Genomic DNA, 17515 nt, shown 5'->3' with positions numbered 1-17515 from the left:
GAGCCTCCTCTTTAATCATGTTATATAGTCTTAAGAAGCACAACTTTCGCACTCTTCAATATGGCCTGATGCATCCATTATTTTTAGGAGATTCCCTACAATCACATCTTCTATTTCCGTAAATTCGAGGTCAGCAATCCGATCACGAATCGCATCTCTTGCCTTCTCTTCTGATTCGGCAACCCAGCTGAATTCACTTATAAATCCAGTAGATATTAGTTCATATTCGAACAAATAACGGTTCATGTAAGTCCCTCCATTCTATATAATCCTACCCTGATTCACATCATGAATAAAAATAAGATAAGCTTCATTTTATATGGTTCACTCTACCTTGTCCACTTTTAAAAAGACCTCTTAATTATGCAATTATGCAGGAGGTCCTTTCGTTGTACTTTCTTTACTTATATGTTTTGGAATGATTCCTGCTGGGAGGGGTCCTTCCATACCCAGATAGTAGTGACGAATAGGCTTTAGCTTTTCATCTAGTTCATAAACCAGCGGTATTCCCGTTGGAATATTTAAATTGATTAGGCCATCCCCTTCTAGGTGATCTAAATGCTGAATTAAAGAACGCAGTGTGTTTCCATGAGCTGCAATAATAATATGCTTGCCGGAGCTTAGATCAGGCGCAATCCGTTCCTTCCAGTAATCCAGCACCCGCTCCTCGGTATCAAGTAAATTTTCGGTGCGTGGATATTCTCCTTCTTTCATTGCTCGGTACTGCGGAAGAGATGCTTCATATCTAGGATCATCAAGGGAAAGCTCAGGAGGACGCACATCAATCGATCGACGCCAGGATAATACCTGCTTCTCTCCATACTTCACGGCTGTTTCTGCTTTATTAAGTCCTTGTAAAGCTCCATAATGCCGTTCATTCAGTTTCCATGTCTTATAGACAGGAATCCACATCATATCCATTTCGTGAAGAATGATCCCTAATGTGCGAATCGCACGCTTGAGATAAGATGTATAGGCTTCATCAAATACATACCCGTTTTGCTTCAAAATGAGTCCTGCCTGCCTTGCCTCTTCAAGCCCAGCCTCCGATAAATCGACATCAGTCCATCCTGTAAAGCGATTCTCCAAATTCCATACACTTTGACCATGGCGGACCAGTACAATCTTAATCATTCCTTCCCCTTCTTTCTGGCTATACGTATATACTCTATACAAATTACCCTATTCAGATTCGTTCATAACTTACCCCGGATGATACGGTCGTATAAAATGAAAGGAAGCCCCCAACTATGTTTGATCATACTTGACATAAACATTGCTCTGATCCCAAAAGGTATTGTATGATCTTAGTTATATTTACTATATAATCCCTATTTGGTTCAGTACCTTTTCAAACAAAAAAATGATTTCGCTGGTTCCTGAGCCGGCTTATTTACGAAGCATAATCATAAGGAGCTGAATATCATGGTAAAGAACAAAATAACAGCACCATTCTTGTTCATGTTCCTGCTTTCTTTTACTATACTTCTCTCAGGATGCAATAACTCGGATTTATCTGATGAAACCATTGATCCAGCAGAAGTATATGACACCGTTGCCGTCATTAAAGAACGCGGAAAAGTAATTGCCGGGGTTCGATTCGATACACGCCTGTTCGGACTAAAAGATTCTAAGTCGGGTAAGGTAGAAGGTCTCGATATCGACATGGCGAGAATATTAGCCAAAAAGATTCTAGGGGATGAAACAAAAGTAGAATTAAAAGAGGTTACTTCCAGCACTCAAATCCCCCTGTTAAAGGACGAACAAATTGATGTCATCATTGCGGCAATGTCGGTTACAGAAGATCGTAAGAAGGAAGTCGATTTTAGCGATGTTTACTTCTATGCTGGTCAATCTCTCCTTGTACCAAAGGGCAGTCCGATTACGGGGTTAGAATCTTTGTCCTCCGATACTACGGTGATCGCTGTCAAGGGCTCTACTTCCGTGAAGAGCATAAAGGATAAGGCCCCTGAAGCAAAAGTTACCGAATATGATGACTATCAACAAGCATTTACTGCTCTCCAGTCTGAAGAAGGAGATGTACTCACAGCAGATAATTCTATTCTGCTTGGGATGATGCGCGAGGATGCTAATTATGAAATGGTTGGCGGGCTTTTTACAAACGAGTCTTACAGCATAGCCGTTCATAAAGGTGATCAAAAGATGGTGGATATCGTGAATGAAATGTTAAAGGAATTGAAAGAAAGTGGAGAGTATACGAAACTCTATGAGAAATGGATTGAATAGCCCTTAGTGAAGCCAATTAGTATGCTTATCCATGAATCTGTCCATACTTCTAACAAAAAGGAGGACTTAGTCACATGAACACACTTATGATTGCTGGCTTTATTCTTTTTCCCTTTGTACTGAGCGGACTTTCGTTACTATATAAACCGTTGCAACGCCTGCTGCACTTTATCGCGTTATTCTGCATTTATCTTGCGGGTATTTCACTTCTGCTTGCTGTTTATCATACCAATGCGAGCGGAACAACGTTTACTACTCAGGTCCATCATATACTGCTAGACCCAATGCTGCTTATTCCTGCTGCCTTTTTAGGAATCTACATTCCCTTTCTCATCATTACTTATTTACTTCTTCCTAAAAAAACAAGAAAAAATAACGATTAATGTTTGCATTTCCAAGGGAAACCGTGCATAATAAAATTATTGATAATGATTATCATTATTGCGAGTTATCTACCGTAGATAACCTGCACATTTTATTATAAAGGGGACTTAAGGACAGAATGAACATATCGGCAACCAAAACGGATTTGAAACTTGACGATTACTTGGACCTTCTCAATCTGGCAGTGTCCATTGGCGATGAAAAATGGCAAAAAGAAATTGTACGTAAGTTGTCCTATACTTATCCTTCCAGTAAGCTGGTCTCAAATAAATAATTCTTTTCTATTGTAGAAGAGCTAATGCTCTTTCTAGGATAAAACATAGAGAAAGACACCAGCTGGTGTCTTTTTTATTTGCGCTATGATTCGCTAAGTTACATCCGGCAAATTTTTGGCGAGCATAGATTTCCTGCCTGGCAGCCGCAAATCTGATGCAGCTCACTTATTTCACGAACAAGAATCCGTCCCTGCGATACTTCTACGATCCCTTGCTCTTTCCAGCCGCTAAGCGTCTTCGTTACATTCTCTCTCGTTGCTCCAATAAGCTCAGCTATATCTGCATGATTTAATTTTTTAGTAATCAGAATTCCTTCGGGTGTCATTTTTCCATAACTATTACATGCTCTTACGAGTACCGAAGCGAGCGCGCCCGCTTTACCATTCATTAAAAGGTCGCGCAGTTTATACTGGAGTATACGCTGTGCAGTTCCCATCAAGCGGATAAATTCGAGGGCCATCTCTCCATTTTGGCTGAGGTAGACCTCCAGATTCCGAACCATAATGACACCGACCATACCCGCTTCTACCACCTCTGCTTCAAATCCGTGAAATTCTCCTTCGATTCCTCCAAATTCACCTACTAGATCATCTGCCTGCATAAACGAAAGAATAATCTCTTTTCCGTCCTCATTCGTCTTTGTCAGCTTCACCCGGCCCGACTTCATGTAGTACAGCGCCTCTACCTCGTCACCTTCATAAAACAGTCGATCCCCGACATTGATCGATTTAAGCTGCATCAAACCTTGGAGACCCTTTTTCAGTTCAGCTTCCCCTTGGCTAGTCTCATTCCCTCCGCACATGGTCACCTCTACCTCACGTCCTCTTCTGGCTAATACTAATGTCATCTTAAATCGCCCCTCGCTCTTCTAATATCTCTATTGTACTTAATCCCCCCATATTAAGGATCAGGGAATTACCTGATAAAAGTGCTAAAATTCCCCTAACTTTCTAATTTAGCTAAGAACTAGTGACATATTTCACAGCCTGTTTCTCGAAAACGAGTAATCATAGTTGCATAAATCAAAATCAAAGGATGTGATGATGATGCAACGCTTATCCCCTGCAGAAGAGTATATTGTAGAGCGGCTGCAACATAGTCTACACGCAGACTTCACCGCCATCTTGCTCCTCTCCAAAACAGACGGAAAGCTGCATGTCATCTTTCAGATGGGAAGCCGCAGTAAGCGCACATCAAAACTCGCTTTTAAAACAAATGAAGGTATTGCAGCCCCTGTCTTTAAGTCAGGCCGCAGTTTTATCTCAAATATGAATTCAGAACCTGCATCTCTGCTGTTTCATACCTGTCCCCTCTTACTTGCAGAGCGGCTTACCAGCATTATTTCTGTTCCACTTCTGCAGGATCAAACCCCTGTTGGGATTCTCATTACCGGTCTAAGAAACCACTCTCGCACCTTTCATCCGAGTGAGATCCAGGCGGTACAACGAGAAGCCGATCAACTCTCCTCTTCTATGACAAACATACTGAATGTAATCTGACATGGTGAACCATTTATGTAAAAAAACCAATGCTTAGCTCTCTTTTTTCTTAAAGATCGGGTGCAGCCCTATTCTAACTGTAGTAAAATGTTAACTACATCACACCGGACCTTGAAGGAAAGGGAGGAAAACCATTTGATTCGTATTGTGATTGCTGACGACCATATTGTCGTACGATCAGGACTATCTGCTTTGCTGCAAGGAAAGAATGATATTGAAGTCATTGGAGATGCAGCAGACGGAGACGAAGCGATAGCCAAAGCAGAAGAATTAGACCCGGATGTTGTACTCATGGATTTCAGTATGCCTCCTGGCAAGGATGGACTTACTGCAACCGCTGAACTTAAACAAAAAATGCCTCATGTCGGCGTATTGATTCTAACAATGCATGATGATGAGGAATATTTGTTCCGAGCGATTCACGCAGGTGCTTCCGGCTACATACTTAAAAGTGCTCCTCATGAGGAGCTCATTGCGGCGATTCGCTCTGTGGCTGATGGGACTGCCTATTTATATCCAAGTGCAACAAAGAAGTTAATGAAGGAATACTCTGATATGATTCGCCGGGGAGAATCCGATGGTCCTTATGAAACACTATCTGATCGCGAAAAAGAAATTATGACCTGGATTGCCAAAGGGTATTCCAATAAGGAAATTGCAGAGCAACTTATTATCAGCGTCAAGACGGTTGAATCCCATAAGAGTAATCTCATGGATAAACTTGGTCTAAAGAGCAGACCTGAGCTCGTCAAACTTGCAATGAAGAAGGGGCTCATGACTTATGACTGATACACAAAGCTTTACGTCTCCTTTTCAGAACTATTCCATTGATAAACTCATAAATGAAGTAGAGCACCACATCGAGAACGATACGGTGAAGGATGAAGTGAAAAGTGCGCTCCAGGAGCTCACCGATCTTAAGATTGCTCTAGATGAATCCTCGATTGTCGCTATGACAGATACAAAGGGTAAAATTCAGTATGTGAATGATAAATTTTGCGAAATATCCAAGTACTCAAGAGAAGAACTGCTCGGACAGGATCATCGCATTATCAATTCAGGATATCACGATGTTGCTTTTATGAAGGAGCTCTGGACGACCATCCGTGAGGGGAAGGTTTGGCAAGGCGAAATTCGCAATACAACCAAAGATGGAAAGTTCTACTGGGTAAATACCACGATCGTGCCGCTGATGGATGAACAAGGAAAACCTAAAAAGTATTTGGCGATTCGTAACGAAGTAACGAGACTGAAGCAGACTGAAGCAGAGCTACAATCCATGATGACCAAAGTCATACGGATTCAAGAAGAGGAACGGAAACGATTCTCAAGAGAACTGCATGACGGGATTGGGCAAAGTCTCTACTCTCTCGTAATTCAGCTGGATCAGCTCACTTCAAATGAATCGGTTGATCAATCTGACTTACAACCTTTGCGTGAACAGGTGACTGCGATTATCGAGGAGGTAAGAGGTCTAGCCTGGCAGCTTCGTCCCTCGGTATTAGACGACCTTGGTATCGTTCCTGCGATCCGTACCTATATTGAGAAGTTCATAGGTTATTATGGAATTGATGTCTGCTTTGAGTGTCACTTACGTCGCAGATTGCCCCATAACCTGGAACTGGCGATCTATCGGATCATTCAAGAAGCACTGACTAACATTGCCAAACATGCCGATGCAGAGGAAGCAAAGGTAACCATTGACGACCGTGGAGCGAAACTGCTCGTCACGATTAGTGATAATGGAGAAGGCTTTACCATTGGAGCAGCTGGCAGTGAAGCTGGCGTCGGCCTTTTTAGTATGGAAGAAAGAGCAAGAAGTGTTGGCGGCACGCTGACCATCACATCTACTCCAGGAGAAGGAACAAGCATCACCATCATTTTTGCTAAAGAGTAATATCCATGCGATAAAAATAAAAAACCAAGGAGTCAACCGATTTTAGGTGACCCATTGGTTTTTTATTTTTTAAACAATATTTGTATTAATCCGTTCTATGATTTAAATACTCTTCAAATTCTTTAAACAGTTGATCTTTCATTGTTCTTGCTTTCACATTATCTAGGGAGCTAATATCCATATAATCCATAACTTTCTTTGTTTGTTCCATTAGAAATTCACGATCATCGGTCGTATTGAATCCATCATTAACCATTGAGTTAAAATTGATTTCAAGCCCTTCTAACATGGACCTTACGAATCTTCCATAATCCGCATATTTATCATTATTGGCCAAGCTAATTAAACCTTCGTTCAAGCCCAATAAATTAGTGATCGAACCGTATAATTGGTGCAATGGCTCCGTAGTATTATTCAGCTTAATCTGTATATTAGCCATGTATTCTTTTTGTTTATCAATTATCTCCTCTGCTTCAGAGCTGTTATTAAAGAAATGATACGATAATACCAGAGCTACTACTCCCACTAGAACAACAAAAACAATGGATCTTACATTTTTTCTAATCATCTATTTCTCCTTTATAAGGACTAACTGCCGGAAATATTTAGTTTTCAGCTCACTAATATTACATATTAATGTTAATTTTTCAAGAAATAATATGGGTTTTAAATTTGATTCCCAAATCTCTGCACTCCAAAACTCTAGCTCTTCGGTCCATTGGATCGGGGGGCTGATTTGCTTCACAGATGTTTAACTATACAAATAGAAAGAAATATATTATATAAATAGACAAATCGGTCTGAAATGATTGACTCATCTTACGAAAAGTTATAAATATAGATATATAAATTACGTAAAGTTTGTTTCGAAATAATGAAAGGTGGTCTAATGATGAGTGAAGATCGGATAGATCAGGTTTTCTCACCTGAGATCCCCCGCATGCATAACCTCGATGAGATTGATCGCAAAATACTAGCAGCCCTGCATCAGAACAGCCGTATATCCTATACAGAGCTTGGTCAGCAAATCGGCTTATCCCGCGTTGCCGTACAGGCACGAATTAACGCATTGTCCGAGAAGGAAGTCATCGAACGCTTTACGGTTGTGATTAATCCGGTGAAAGTGGGCTTATCTGTATCCGCCTTTTTTAATGTAGATATTGAGCCGCAGTATTTGGATGAAGTGGCAGAGAAGCTTGATCAAGAGCCGGCGGTTACCAGCCTGTATCACATGACAGGCCCGAGCACGTTACATATGCACGGTATTTTTGCAGATATTGAAGAGATGGAACATTTTCTACTAGAGAAAGTATATAAAATGCCCGGGATTGTAAAAGTAGAATCCCAGCTGCTGCTTAAACGCTACAAGAGCCGTATGGGCATGCGCTTATAGGAGGAGACATCAATAATGAACCTACAGCCTTACAAAGAACTGGCCATTGGGATGGTGAGAACCGGTATTTTGGGATATGGGGGCGGACCCTCTGTTATTCCCCTCATCCGCTATGAAGCAGTGATCCGCTATAAGTGGATGGAAGATGAAGAATTTGGAGAAACCCTCGCACTCGCCAACGCCCTTCCTGGTCCGATTGCAACGAAAATGGCAGCGTATCTTGGTTATAAGCAAAAAGGAGTCTCCGGTGCCATTGTCTCGGTGCTTGCTCATATCTTGCCATCGAGCATTGCCATTGTTGCTCTGCTCGGGGTGATGTACACCTTAAAAGACTCCAAATATATTGCAGGAATGATCGCGGCGGTAAGACCTGTCATCGTTGTCATGCTTGGTATTATGGCCTATGAATTTGCCCTAAAGGCCTGGAAAGGTCTTGGAAAAGGATTTGCTGTCTTATTTGGAATTCTTGCCTTTATCCTGCTTCAGTTGCTGCAAATCCACCCAGGAATTGTGGTGATGCTCTTCCTTGGTTATGGCATGTTCCATCTAAACCTCGTGCAGCGCTACAAACGGGACAAACAAAGCAATAAAGGGGTGTCATAAGCCGTGGAGCAACTACAAACATGGTGGGAACTTTTCTGGGGATTTTTCGTAGCTAATGTACTCGGTTACGGCGGCGGCCCTGCCTCTATTCCACTTATGCAGGAAGAAGTCGTAAATCATTACGCTTGGATGACGAATGAACAATTTGGTGATGTGCTCGCGGTAGCAAATGCTCTTCCTGGTCCGATTGCAACTAAAATTGCTGCGTTTGTCGGGTACCAAGTAGCCAGCTGGCCTGGATTCATCATCGCTACCATTGCTACTGTCGTTCCTTCTGCAACTGCACTCATTCTACTGCTTAGCTTACTTAATAAATACCGTACGTCCAACGTCGTAAAAGGAATGACACTGCTTGTTCAGCCTGTCATTGCTGTCCTCATGCTCCTATTGACATGGGAGATGGGAATTGTATCCATACAGATGATTAATGTGTGGCAGACTTTACTTATTTCAGCGATTGCACTCTTTATGCTCACGAAAACAAAGATTCATCCCGCATTTGTTATTCTCATCGCTTTTGCCTATGGAGCGATCGTCTTGTCTCATACATTTGTCTAAATGACATCTAAGATAGAAAAAGGCCGCTACACCCTTAATGGGATAGCGGCCTTCTTCTGCTCTTTATATTGTTAGGTGCTTACTCTGTAACGACAAGACTCACTTTTGATTTCTTACCGGCAAAGCTAACCGTAATCGTTGCTTTTCCTTTTCCAGTTGCCCGTATGGTACCGTCTTTTACGCTAGCCACCGTGATCCTCGAAGAAGTCCACATCGCTGGCTTCGATACGTCTGCCTCAGAACCATCCGCATAGGTTGCTTCTGCTGTAATCTTTACAGTTTGTCCTTTTTTCAGTGTCAGACTCACTTCATCCGTTTGCAAGTACTTGAGTGTATCTACATCAACGGGAACACTTACTGATTTACTGCCGTATTTCGCTGTAATCTTCGCTTTTCCGTAATCTACTGCTTTCACTTTCCCTTTGTTCACCGTAGCCACTTTGTAGCTATTCGTTTTCCATTCTGCAGCGCTTGTCACCTCACGTGTAGAACCATCACTGAGCATTACATTCAGCGCTAGATCTACGACATCGCCTGATTTCAGAGAAAGAGAGGACTCCGAAATTTCCATACGCTCAATAACGTCAACTTCTACTGCAATCGTCACCTTTTGGTCGCCGTACTCGGCTGTAATATTAGTCTTACCACTGCCGTAAGCGGTGATAAATCCTTTTTTCACATCTGCAACACGAGCACTGCTTGATTTCCACGTTGCATTGCTGCTTACATCCTGCTCATTTCCGTATTCATCAGATGCGGTCAACTTCAGTTGATACGTTTCTTTGGAGAGCAGCGCTACGATCGGAACGTCAGCTTGCAGGCCGCTCGCGAGTCCTACTTCTACCGCCATGGTAAGGGTTTTACCTTGATATTTTGCAGTAATGGTCGCTTTACCTGTCTTTATTCCAGTAATTAAACCACCTGATGTAACCTCAGCAATCTTCTCATTGCTTGAGCTCCATTCTGCTTTATCGGTTACGATTTCCTCGCGATCCTCTGTGTAAGTTGCGATTACATTCGCTTGAAGGGTTCCGTCTACAGGAACTACCCCTTTTTTGCTTGCCAGTGCTACTTTGGTCGGAATGTCTACGCTAACTGCTGCCTCAACCGTTTTACCGCCATAGGTTGCTTTTACCGTGGTCTTACCTGACTTATATGCCGTCAGATTTCCATTCTCTACATAAGCAACACTTTCCTCGCTTGATGTCCAGGTTGCCTTGCTCGTTACCTCTTCTGTTACACCGTTTGCGAAGGCTGCCATCACTTTAAACGTGTGCGTTCCGCCTACTTTGAGTCCGAGTTCTTCCTTATCGATATCCAGATGACGAGCAACTTCAACATCCACTGGAATTTCAACTGTCTGATTGCTGTATTTCGCTGTAATTGTCACCGATCCAGACGCATTCGCATACACCTTGCCATCAATGACATCTGCAATCTTTATATTACTGGAAGACCATACCGCTTTAGTGGTTACATCATCCTTGGAATCATCAGGATAAACAGCCGTTAAATCAATTTGTTTGGTTTCGTTTATATTCATGAAAAAGCTTTGTTCGCTCGCAACCAGCTTACGCGTCTTATCTACATCCACTTCAAGTGTGGTTGTCTTCGTACCGTATTCCGCTGTAATGGTTGCTGTACCTGCCTTGTAGGCTACAATATTCCCTTTAAACGCATCAGCGACTTTCTCATTACTCGAAGACCAGACGGCTTCTGCTGTAACATCTTTCGTCTCTCCATCTGGATACGTTGCTGTCAGGATTACTTTCTGTTCGTCCTTTTGTTTTCCATCTTTTAAGAGTAGAGATACCTGCGTATGGTCCATTTCAATTCGTCTTACGACCTCTACGCCAACTTCAATGGTCACACTTTGTTTGCCAAGCTTTGCTGTAACAATTGCTGTACCCGCTGACAAAGCACGTACAGAACCATTAACTACAGTAGCTACTTTATTGTCGGAAGAAGTCCACTCGGCGATGCTGGATACATCCTGTTCTGTGTTATCTGTATAAATCGCTTTGAGAGCAACACTTGCTTCATGTCCTATGCGCAGATCAAGTGCTTGTTTATCCTTCGTTAGTGCCTTTACTTTCTTTGTTACTTTTACATTCACAGCCTGTGACTCGCCATCAAATGCAGCGACAATTGTTGCCGTACCTTCGCCTTTCGCTGTAATTGTTCCGTTATATACGGAAGCTACCGAACTATCATTACTAGTCCAGTTTGTGCTAATGGTTACATTATTAGATTTACCATCACTATAGACGGCTGTTGCTGTCAGTGTACTGCTATCCCCGATCTCCAAACTTAGTGAATCTGTGGACAAAACTAGTTTGCTGATCTTCGCATCTGCAGCGGACACCACGTTTACGGAAACAAGCCCTGTTGTCGTCATGACGAGAACGAGAGCCATAAACGCTGCCATTACTTTTGCCAATCTTTGTTTTATCATGATTTCCCCCCATATCTGCCTCAGTAGTCTTCTTCTTTTGTCGGTTAGGGAACTATTGATGTTTAGATTTTAAGGTCTTTTTATTTATTAATTTGGTAAAAATGACGCAATATTTCCTCATTTTTTTCATAAAAAAATCTACGATCTTAAAAAAATCTAATAAAAATTATAATTTTGTTTCTTATATCTAACATTTGATGTGTATAATAGCTAATGGTGCCATTTATTAATATCGTAAAAAGGGAGTTTTAAAAACATGATTCAAAAACTGGTATTCTGGACTGTTGGGGCTGCTGTCCTTGTCAGTATCGTTATCTTGTCTATTATTTTCTCAAGCGGTGTTCTGCCACCTTTACGTTAAAGACAATTCATAACTAGATATAAGACATAAGTAAAGAGCAGCGATGAACTGCTCTTTTTTAAATGAATTCTTCTTTACCGCTATGTAGTCACCGGATGATGTACTTATCTTAATCCGTAAAAAAAATCAATATACGTTCAACACAAATACACATACATTTACGTATGTGTATTTGTGTTGAATAGATGAGCTGAAACTCTTATTTTCATCAGATGTGAATGACATATACTATCTTAATAGATAGTATATGTCATAAAAGTACATACTTGTCCGTATAACTATACCAACCATATAATACACTCAGTCCCCTGAAAAAAAGACATACAGAAAGGAGAGTGATATATAAGAAGAACTAGCATAAACCGGCTATGAGGTGGATGAGCGAGAGTTTCGCCTCTTATCTACTACATTCAGAACAGTTCCCCCCCATTGTGTCATGTTCTGAGTTTAGATGAAAAGTGATTATAAAAGTTTACTTACAATTTGAAATGAGGTTTTATGAAGATGAAAAAGTTTAAAAAGCCAGCTATGCTTACAATGACAGCGGTATTGATGAGTGCATTACTAGCTGCTTGCGGAACCACGCAGGAAGCTAAGCCTGTAGAGGACCAAAATACTTCTCAACAACAAGAATATGAACTGAATTTTCAACAAATCCGAAATGCGACAGTTACCTTAGAATACGGTGGTCAAAAGTTCTTAGTTGATCCGATGTTATCAAAAAAAGGGGAATTTGATCCTTTCCTTCCTGCAGCAAGAGATGATCGAAATCCGATCGTTGAATTACCAATGTCCGTTGATGAGATTCTTGATGAGGTAGATGCTGTCATCATCACTCATACACATGAGGATCACTTTGACCAAGCAGCAAAAGACCAGTTGCCTAAAGACATTAAGATGTTTATGCAAGATGAAGAGGATGCCAAAATGGCCAAAGAAGCAGGATTCACGAATATTGAAGTCATGGAAGAAGGAGTAGCCATTGACTTTAATGGCGTTGAACTTACTGAAGTTGATGGTCGCCACGGACATGGAGAAACGGCAGTAATCGCTGGAAATGTGATGGGAGTTGTGTTCCAACACTCGGAAGAAGAAACCGTGTATTTGGCTGGAGATACCGTTTGGTATGAAGAAGTAGAAGAAATCATTGAAACCTATACACCAGAAATTATTTTGCTAAATGGTGGCGCAAACCAATTTACTGAACCTGGCCCTGCCGGCGAACTTATTATGGGGAAAGAAGACATCTATGAAGTATACAAGGCTGCTCCTGAAGCAACCATCGTTGTTAGCCATCTAGAAGCAGTTAACCATTGGGGACTATCTAGAGAAGAATTAAAGAACTTTATTAACGTAAAAGGAATCCAGTCTAATGTGTTGGTACCCGATGATGGAGAATCCTACTCATTTGGAGAAGACGCAGTTAATAACTAGGCACTGCTAGTACATTCTAGTTGTTCCAATAGCAAGATAGGTATAGTAACTTCGAGTTATTATACCTATCTTTTTTATACTTGTAACATACTAGTCAGTGGATTGTGTTTCTTAATGTTTTGTATAGATAAATACATTTTGTAATTCCCATAATCAAGAATTTTAGTAAGAAGAACATTCAAATGTTCTTGAGAATTCACCTTTATTTTTAAATGGTAACAACCTTCACCCGATACTCGGTGAGCTTCTACTACCTCTTTTTGTTCATTAATAAAAGATATAAATGATTCGTGATCCGCTGTTTTCATATAAATAATGACAAATGCGGTATAAGAAAGCCCTAATTTCAATTCATCTACGATTAGAGAGTAGGCTTCAATTACACCACTTTGCTCCATTTTTTTAATGCGATTCCCTACAGCTTGTCCGGTCATATGGATTTGCGCTCCTAGGTCCTTCCATTGAATACGTGAGTTTTCGGATAATAAATGGAGAATCTGAACATCGATGTTATCAAGTTCCATAGTAACTTCCTTTCATCATGAAATGATTAGATGCCAAAGTCTTTCATCAAAGTATCGATAAAAATCATGAACTTATTTATCATTGATTATACTTAAACTATTAATGAGGTGGAAAAAATGAGCACAGCTTTAATTATTGTAGATATCCAAAATGACTATTTTCCAAATGGAAACATGGAATTAAGTAACCCTGAAAAAGCAGCAGCTAATGCAGCTGAAATCCTGGACTGGTTCAGACAGAATAACAAAGATCATATTTTTCATGTTCAACATATCGCAAGTGACCCAGCAATGGGCTTCTTTGTTAAGGATACAGAGGGAGTTAAGATAAATGAATCTGTTCAACCATTGGAACACGAAAGTATCATCATCAAACATTTCCCTAACAGCTTCTTAAATACAGAATTAGAGCAACAATTAAAAGAAAAAGGAATTACCAAGTTAGTCGTTGTAGGTATGATGACACATATGTGTATTGATGCAACAGTTAGAGCTGCCGTAGATCTAGGCTATGAAACTACACTTATTGAAGATGCTTGTGCAACAAAAGAATTATCTTATCAAGATAAAATCGTACCTGCTGAACAAGTTCATTATGCATTTGTCGGCGCTCTTCACGGTATGTACTGCAATGTAGTTTCGACTGCGGACTTCCTGCGACTGAACAACTAATTAAAAAGAGTGGTTAAAGAATGAACCCTCTCTATTAGGTAAACATAAGCCCCAACTGGACGATCGCTGTGAACAGCCAGTCCAGTTAGGGCTTTTTTTGTCCTTCAATTGCCATGAAAAATGTACCCTAATCACCCACTAGAATATGGGGTTAACCAGAGGGTTCCAATGTCTACTCTAACGGTTAGGTACACTGCAATATCTAGTTAGAGCTGCTATGTTCATTAATCTTCTTTATATTGTTCTCCCCATTGGCACATCTCCTGAATGAGCGGCCAAAGCGTTTGTCCCTTTTCAGTTAGACTATATTCCACTTTTGGAGGGATTTGTGGATATTCCTCCCGATGAATTAAACCATCATTTTGCATTTCTTTTAGGGTGGTACTAAGGGTTTTATAAGTAATTTTCCCTAACATACGTTGAAGTTCGTTATACCGAACAGCACCGTTTTGTGATAAATGATAGATAATAAGCAGTTTCCACTTACCACTAATAATCGATAAAGTGTATCCAAAAAACGGCTCCCTGGACTCATCGTTATTCGTAACTGAGTTATTTATATTCATATTCATATTCATGCTATCCTCCAAGATAGTATAAGTTAATAAGTTATATACACATTCTTTATTATGTATTAACTATATTATATGTCTATAGTCTAGTAAAGCGGGTCTCTTAAATGAAGATACATCTTATCCCCAGATTTTAGTATGTACATAGATAGCTTATCAATGCGTGGATTTGCCAGTAAAACTGTGATCATTTTATAGTGGTTATTTGTTAGTTGTACACTATCTTATTAGATAGTATATGTCTTAAAAGTGCATACTTGTTTATAAGAACATACGACTTATATAATACACATAAATCCCAGAACATCAGGATAAGAAATTGACGAAGCCTATTAGGAGGGCAAATTAAATTATGTTATTACAACAGAACAATATAGATATATTGCTACAAAAAATGGAAGAGGCTGACGCGATCGTGGTTGGCGGAGCTGCCGGTATGTCGGAAGCTGCTGGATACAGCTATTATGAGACCGGAGAGTTGTTCAATAAGCATTTTGGAGAATTCGCAAAAAAATACGGAATCAAAAATTTATTTTATGGATTTTATCATCCTTTCCCAACGAAAGAGGAACGCTGGGCTTACCTAGCTACATTATATCAGAAGGGTATATACGATCTCGAAGCTGGTCAACCCTACCTTGATTTAGAAAAATTGCTTGAAGGCAAAAATTATTTCATTGTGACAACGAATCAAGATGCACAGTTCTCCAAAGTTTTCCCTCAAGATAAAGTTGCACCGATTCAAGGGGATTCCCGTTATTTTCAATGTAACGATCGTTGTCATGACCAAGTTTATTTTAATAAAGATATGGTTGAAAAAATGTATGAAAACATCGAAGGAACAAGTATACCTACCGAGTTGATTCCAACCTGTCCAAAATGCGGAGGCGATATGGAGCCATGGGTTCGCTCTTATGTATTTTTAGAAGGTACCGCTTATCGAACCGAACTTAAAAAATATAATGAGTTTCTCATCAAAAACAAAGATAAGAAGGTACTGTTTTTAGAATTAGGTGTTGGAAAAATGACTCCGATGTTCATTAAAGAACCTTTCTGGAATATGACATATCACTGGCCGGATGCCTATTATATTACGATTAATCCAAACGATGCAATATTGCCAGTAGAGCTTATGGATAAAGGACTCGCGATTCATGAGGACATTGCTCAAGTATTGAAAACGGCGGTGAACAAACAAGAAAAACGAGCAGAAAACATCAAATAAGTACGGTTTTGTATCTATAATCAAGTATCTTAATTGGAGGAACGTATGAAAGAAACATATGCAACAGTTTTAAAAAAAATCGAAGAAGCTGACAGCATTGTCATCGGTGCCAGTAACGGCCTTGCTATTTCAGGAGGTTATAATATTTTCGCGGAGAATGCGGCGTTTTCAGAAAATTTTAGTGATTTTCGTGAAAAGTACGGCATTCGCAGTATCCTGCAAGGCGCTTTTTATCCCTTCCCTTCTCAAGAAGAAAAGTGGGCATTTTTTAGCCGGATGTACATGTACTTTTTAGAGAACGAGGAAGTTAGTCCTGCAATGAAAAATCTTTATGAACTAGTGAAAGATAAAAACTATTTTGTTATTACATCCAATACGGATGCTCATTTTGAATTGGCAGGTTTTTCAAAAGAACGTCTTTTCGAATTTGAAGGGAATTGTCGTAAGTTACAGTGTTCTAACCGCTGTCATGATGATATTTATTCGGGTGATCATATATTACGTGAAATGGGACAAAAACAGCAAAATGGAAAAGTACCTTCCGACCTGATTCCACAGTGTCCAAAATGTGGCGGTCCGATGCAAATGCATGTAGAAGTTGACCGTAATTTCTTAAGAGATCCATCTTGGCAAGCAAGCTATGAAGCGTATCAGAATTTTATTGAGACCGCTCATGGTAAAAAATTAGTGTTACTGGAACTAGGCGTAGGTTTTAGAAACCAGTTAATTAAAGCACCATTTATGAATATCACGAACAACGAGGAACACGCAACGTATATTACGCTGAATAAAGGAGAAATTTATATTCCGCAAGAAATTGCCTCCAAATCAATTGGAATCGATGGGGATATTTCCGCCGTATTAGAGCAATTAGTTCAGCTGAAATAAACCAATAGATGGGAGAATAAATATGCTGTTAGCAAATGTTCTAAACGAGCCAATTTTCCATCCAATTAAAGAGTATTACGAACGCTGGTATACATTCATGGAGGAAAAAGTCGAGTTTTGGTTACCAGATAGTGAATGGCATAAAACGAATTACCCTATGATGAAAAAGCAGTCAAAAATTTTACGGCGATCGATTTGCACGAAGTGATTTTGAAGAATGGCAAACTTGTGTATGAATGTCCAAAGGTCCAAGAAATCCAACTTTTTGCAAAACAACAGCTTGATCTTCTATGGGAAGAATACAAACGTTCCTTATATCCAGCCGAATATCCTGTGAATTTAAGTCAGACTTGCTGGAACAACAAAATGAAAAACATAGAAGAAGCCAAAAAATCAAGCAAAAAACCTGTAACGATATCCGTTTAACTCGTTTTAAACAGACCTTATCTAATGAGATAAGGTCTGTTTTTTTATTAATCTCAGGCCTATTTAAACGATTCTACTGACCAACCATCCAGCTACTTTTAA

The 17515-nt window shown here is 40.1% G+C and carries 20 protein-coding genes and 1 pseudogene; 14 read left to right on the top strand and 7 right to left on the bottom strand.

Going from position 1 to position 17515, the window contains the following annotated elements:
• Window positions 1-30 precede the first annotated feature (30 nt).
• Together GQY27_RS15325 and gpmA are read right to left on the bottom strand one after the other, a co-directional pair.
• Window positions 31-246 carry a hypothetical protein gene (locus GQY27_RS15325; protein ID WP_160035944.1) on the bottom strand — a complete coding sequence of 72 codons (216 nt, stop codon included), beginning with the start codon at window positions 244-246 and terminating at the stop codon, window positions 31-33.
• A 123-nt stretch (window positions 247-369) separates the two neighbouring features.
• Window positions 370-1134 carry a 2,3-diphosphoglycerate-dependent phosphoglycerate mutase gene (gene gpmA, locus GQY27_RS15320; protein ID WP_160035942.1) on the bottom strand — a complete coding sequence of 255 codons (765 nt, stop codon included), beginning with the start codon at window positions 1132-1134 and terminating at the stop codon, window positions 370-372.
• 291 nt (window positions 1135-1425) lie between these two features.
• On the opposite strand from gpmA, the gene GQY27_RS15315 reads away from it, so the two are divergent.
• From GQY27_RS15315 to GQY27_RS21520, 3 genes are all read left to right on the top strand, one after another.
• A complete protein-coding gene (locus tag GQY27_RS15315; protein WP_160035940.1) occupies window positions 1426-2247 on the top strand; it encodes a transporter substrate-binding domain-containing protein in 822 nt (273 codons plus the stop codon).
• Between the two features lie 74 nt (window positions 2248-2321).
• Window positions 2322-2630 (top strand): hypothetical protein, encoded by a 309-nt coding sequence (locus GQY27_RS15310; RefSeq protein WP_160035938.1) that lies wholly within the window; start codon window positions 2322-2324, stop codon window positions 2628-2630.
• Window positions 2631-2749: 119 nt separating this feature from the next.
• A complete protein-coding gene (locus GQY27_RS21520; protein ID WP_201450736.1) occupies window positions 2750-2905 on the top strand; it encodes a hypothetical protein in 156 nt (51 codons plus the stop codon).
• Between the two features lie 98 nt (window positions 2906-3003).
• Here the strand turns inward: GQY27_RS21520 and GQY27_RS15305 are convergent, their stop codons facing one another.
• The gene (locus GQY27_RS15305; protein ID WP_160035936.1) at window positions 3004-3753 is read right to left on the bottom strand and encodes a Crp/Fnr family transcriptional regulator; all 750 of its coding nucleotides are present in this window, start codon (window positions 3751-3753) and stop codon (window positions 3004-3006) included.
• 199 nt (window positions 3754-3952) lie between these two features.
• Between GQY27_RS15305 and GQY27_RS15300 the strand changes: the two genes are divergently transcribed.
• The 3 genes from GQY27_RS15300 to GQY27_RS15290 all read left to right on the top strand — a co-directional run bounded on the left by GQY27_RS15300 (window position 3953) and on the right by GQY27_RS15290 (window position 6302).
• Window positions 3953-4405 (top strand): GAF domain-containing protein, encoded by a 453-nt coding sequence (locus GQY27_RS15300; protein WP_236570617.1) that lies wholly within the window; start codon window positions 3953-3955, stop codon window positions 4403-4405.
• Between the two features lie 135 nt (window positions 4406-4540).
• Window positions 4541-5194 carry a response regulator transcription factor gene (locus tag GQY27_RS15295; RefSeq protein ID WP_160035932.1) on the top strand — a complete coding sequence of 218 codons (654 nt, stop codon included), beginning with the start codon at window positions 4541-4543 and terminating at the stop codon, window positions 5192-5194.
• A complete protein-coding gene (locus GQY27_RS15290) occupies window positions 5187-6302 on the top strand; it encodes a PAS domain-containing sensor histidine kinase (RefSeq protein WP_160035930.1) in 1116 nt (371 codons plus the stop codon). Before GQY27_RS15295 ends, GQY27_RS15290 begins: the two co-directional genes overlap by 8 nt.
• 85 nt (window positions 6303-6387) lie before the next feature.
• On the opposite strand, the gene GQY27_RS15285 is transcribed toward GQY27_RS15290, so the two are convergent.
• Entirely contained in the window at window positions 6388-6870 is a 483-nt protein-coding gene (locus GQY27_RS15285; protein ID WP_160035928.1) for a hypothetical protein, read from the bottom strand.
• Window positions 6871-7191: 321 nt separating this feature from the next.
• Here GQY27_RS15285 and chrS point away from each other — a divergent pair, with 321 nt between their 5' ends.
• From chrS to chrA, 3 genes are read left to right on the top strand one after another with little or no spacing between them, the layout of a single operon-like run.
• Window positions 7192-7695: a chromate efflux transcriptional regulator ChrS gene (gene chrS / locus GQY27_RS15280; protein WP_328803008.1), complete on the top strand. Its 504-nt coding sequence runs from the start codon at window positions 7192-7194 to the stop codon at window positions 7693-7695.
• 15 nt (window positions 7696-7710) lie between these two features.
• Complete coding sequence (chrB, locus tag GQY27_RS15275) at window positions 7711-8298, top strand: chromate efflux transporter ChrB (protein WP_160035926.1); 588 nt, start codon at window positions 7711-7713, stop codon at window positions 8296-8298.
• A 3-nt stretch (window positions 8299-8301) separates the two neighbouring features.
• Window positions 8302-8856, top strand: coding sequence for a chromate efflux transporter ChrA (gene chrA / locus GQY27_RS15270; RefSeq protein WP_160035924.1), 555 nt, complete (start codon window positions 8302-8304; stop codon window positions 8854-8856).
• 79 nt (window positions 8857-8935) lie between these two features.
• On the opposite strand, the gene GQY27_RS15265 is transcribed toward chrA, so the two are convergent.
• On the bottom strand, window positions 8936-11311 hold the full coding sequence (locus GQY27_RS15265) for an Ig-like domain-containing protein (RefSeq protein ID WP_160035922.1): 2376 nt from the start codon (window positions 11309-11311) through the stop codon (window positions 8936-8938).
• Window positions 11312-12311: 1000 nt separating this feature from the next.
• Here GQY27_RS15265 and GQY27_RS15260 point away from each other — a divergent pair.
• Complete coding sequence (locus GQY27_RS15260) at window positions 12312-13106, top strand: MBL fold metallo-hydrolase (RefSeq protein ID WP_160036039.1); 795 nt, start codon at window positions 12312-12314, stop codon at window positions 13104-13106.
• Between the two features lie 74 nt (window positions 13107-13180).
• Here GQY27_RS15260 and GQY27_RS15255 read toward each other — a convergent pair whose 3' ends face one another.
• Window positions 13181-13630 (bottom strand): Lrp/AsnC family transcriptional regulator, encoded by a 450-nt coding sequence (locus tag GQY27_RS15255; protein WP_160035920.1) that lies wholly within the window; start codon window positions 13628-13630, stop codon window positions 13181-13183.
• 117 nt (window positions 13631-13747) lie between these two features.
• Between GQY27_RS15255 and GQY27_RS15250 the strand changes: the two genes are divergently transcribed.
• Window positions 13748-14302: a cysteine hydrolase family protein gene (locus tag GQY27_RS15250; RefSeq protein ID WP_160035918.1), complete on the top strand. Its 555-nt coding sequence runs from the start codon at window positions 13748-13750 to the stop codon at window positions 14300-14302.
• Window positions 14303-14526: 224 nt separating this feature from the next.
• On the opposite strand, the gene GQY27_RS15245 is transcribed toward GQY27_RS15250, so the two are convergent.
• The gene (locus GQY27_RS15245) at window positions 14527-14868 is read right to left on the bottom strand and encodes a winged helix-turn-helix transcriptional regulator (RefSeq protein WP_201450738.1); all 342 of its coding nucleotides are present in this window, start codon (window positions 14866-14868) and stop codon (window positions 14527-14529) included.
• A 358-nt stretch (window positions 14869-15226) separates the two neighbouring features.
• Between GQY27_RS15245 and GQY27_RS15240 the strand changes: the two genes are divergently transcribed.
• The 3 genes and pseudogenes from GQY27_RS15240 to GQY27_RS15230 all read left to right on the top strand — a co-directional run.
• Complete coding sequence (locus GQY27_RS15240) at window positions 15227-16099, top strand: SIR2 family NAD-dependent protein deacylase (protein WP_160035914.1); 873 nt, start codon at window positions 15227-15229, stop codon at window positions 16097-16099.
• 45 nt (window positions 16100-16144) lie between these two features.
• Window positions 16145-16987 (top strand): Sir2 family NAD-dependent protein deacetylase, encoded by an 843-nt coding sequence (locus GQY27_RS15235; protein WP_160035912.1) that lies wholly within the window; start codon window positions 16145-16147, stop codon window positions 16985-16987.
• 168 nt (window positions 16988-17155) lie between these two features.
• Window positions 17156-17413: pseudogene (locus GQY27_RS15230) on the top strand (nicotinate phosphoribosyltransferase); the annotation flags it as partial.
• Between the last annotated feature and the right edge of the window lie 102 nt (window positions 17414-17515).

The sequence above is a fragment of the Paenibacillus sp. An7 genome, assembly GCF_009870785.1.
In the GTDB taxonomy this organism is placed as follows: Bacteria; Bacillota; Bacilli; order Paenibacillales; family Paenibacillaceae; genus Paenibacillus.
The sequence above is the reverse complement of the archived record's forward strand: the minus strand, read 5'-3'. Positions and strand labels throughout refer to the sequence as shown.